This window comes from Streptomyces jumonjinensis, assembly GCF_009600885.1.
GTDB classification, from domain to species: Bacteria; Actinomycetota; Actinomycetes; order Streptomycetales; family Streptomycetaceae; genus Streptomyces; species Streptomyces jumonjinensis.
This window is the reverse complement of the sequence record NZ_VCLA01000204.1, coordinates 37,891-39,879: the sequence shown is the minus strand read 5'-3', so window position 1 is coordinate 39,879 and position 1,989 is coordinate 37,891. Positions and strand designations below refer to the sequence as shown.

At 74.4% G+C, this 1,989-nt stretch carries 2 protein-coding genes; both read right to left on the bottom strand.

Annotated features, from left to right (window positions below; translation table 11 throughout):
• Positions 1–937 (bottom strand): Stealth CR1 domain-containing protein (locus FF041_RS37035; protein ID WP_323393703.1); only part of this gene is annotated, 937 nt, incomplete at its 3' end.
• A gap of 349 nt (positions 938–1,286) precedes the next feature.
• A complete protein-coding gene (locus FF041_RS37030) occupies positions 1,287–1,988 on the bottom strand; it encodes a nucleotidyltransferase domain-containing protein (protein ID WP_228388943.1) in 702 nt (233 codons plus the stop codon).
• Between the last annotated feature and the right edge of the window lies 1 nt (position 1,989).

Sequence of the window (1,989 nt, the reverse complement as noted above, 5' to 3'; positions counted from 1 at the left end):
AGGAGCGGAGCGAGTAGCGCAGTTCGTCGCGGCTGGCGAAGCGGGCGGTGTTCGCCGCCTCCTCGTGGTACGGCTGCCCCTGGGCCTCCTGCCGGCGGCGCAGCCACTCCGGATCCTGGCCGTCCACCCAGGTGTAGACGACGTCGATGGGGAACCGGATGTCGTCGGGCCGCGGTGAGGCGAACTCCCGTCGGGTGCGCACCGGCGGGAGTCCGCTGTCGGCGGCGGCGAGCCGGGTGAAGAGCGCGCCCGGCCGCCACACCGGTGTGTCCACGAGCGGCACCTCATCGGCCACCGGCTGGGGCCGGGGCGCGCTGAGCCGGTCCCCCTCCTCGGCCCAGAACTCCACGTCACAGCCGTATTTGGGGCCGAGGATCAGCCGTCCGCCGGGGTCCGCGTGGTACCACGTCAGCCGGATCACCCGCGCCGAGGCCAGCCGCCTCCAGGTGGCGGGGACGAAGCCGGGAGCGGACTCCCGGGGGGTGCCCGAGCGGCCGTCCATCGCCGAGACATAGCCGGGCAGCCGCTCACAGAGCGCGGCCAGCTCCCGGTGAACACGCGGGCGGTCCCGCTCCGGGACCGCGATCACGGCCGAGTCGTTCCGCCGGCCCCGTACCCAGAAGTAGTCCGCCCCGGCCGCCTCCAGGGCCTCGCACACCGCCGCCGCGTTGTCCTGCCGGGCCTGGAGAGGGGAGATCGCGGCCCCGGTCAGCAGCACCTTCGGCACACCGCGCACCGTGCCGAGCGGCCGGTCGGACGCCAGCAGCGGCCTCGGATGCCGCCGTATCGCGCGCTCGGCCCGCGCGCCGCTCAGCCGGGGCCCGAGGCTGGGCCACGCGGCGAGCACCTGTTTGAGCTGCGAACGGATCCGCCGGGAGACCAGGCGCGCGATGGTGCGCCGGAGCCGTACCGGCAGCACACGGCGGTAGGCGGTCACCGGCCACGAGGATTCCGGATTCCGCCGGGCCAGCCTCTGCGCCGCGAGGATGCTCCGCTGAGCTCCGTCTTCCGGGGCCCCGGCCCCCCGTTCCGTTGGATGGTGCATACGACCTCTTCGGGATGGTTGTGATCATACCGGGGCCTTCTGTGGCACCCCGTTGCATCCTTTGATGCGCGGGGATGCGGAAAGGTTGTAGGAAGAGGTCCCTGTCCGGGGAAGCAGCGCCGTCGCCGCGGGTGTCGCCCGCGCCCGCCGAAGTCCCGTCCCGGGCAACGGGATCGGGCATCCCGGCCCCGGGCCCGGACGGGCTATCACCCCGCGATCGGATCCCGGCGGCCCCCGGGGATCAGAACCCCGGGTCCTCGACGAGGCGGTCGATGGCGGGCCCCAGGAATCCGGTGGTCAGGGCCGCCCTGCGAGCGGCCCACCGCCGGGAGACCGGAACAGGGTCGCCGTACCGCCGCCGCCGGATGTCCGCCACCACCTCGGCGGGCGCCTCCAGCTCCGTCGTGAGCGCATCGAGCGCCTCGGCCTTGGTGATCAGCGCGCCGGTCCGCAGGGTCGCCGACGCGCGGGCCAGGGTCAGCAGCCCGAGGTCGACCCAGACGTCCTGCCGCCACAGCCTCTCTCTGCGTACGGCGGGACGCCAGTACTCCCGCAGATCGCGGACGACGAATCCTGCGAGCTGATCGTCGGTCACCTCCGGCAGCAGCTCCGCCGGCGGCCCGCCGCTCAGCACCACCCCGAATCGGTGCAGCTCACACCGGGTCACCTCGGTCACGGGCGGGTGCAGCAGCCGGCGATGGGCCCAGGCGAGATGCGGACGGGCCGGATCCGCCAGCGCTTCCCCGGCCACCGGATAGGCGCAGTGCAGCCGTGCGGCGAGAGGGAGGCCGTTCGTCAGCCGTCGGTGCAGCGCGGCGAGCCGGCGCCGCTCGGCCCTGGTGACCGGCCGGCGGAGCACGGCGATCAGATCGAGATCGCTGCGGCCCGGCCGGTAGTCGCCGCCGCCCAGAGAACCATGGGCCCAGACGGCGACCGGCGACAGC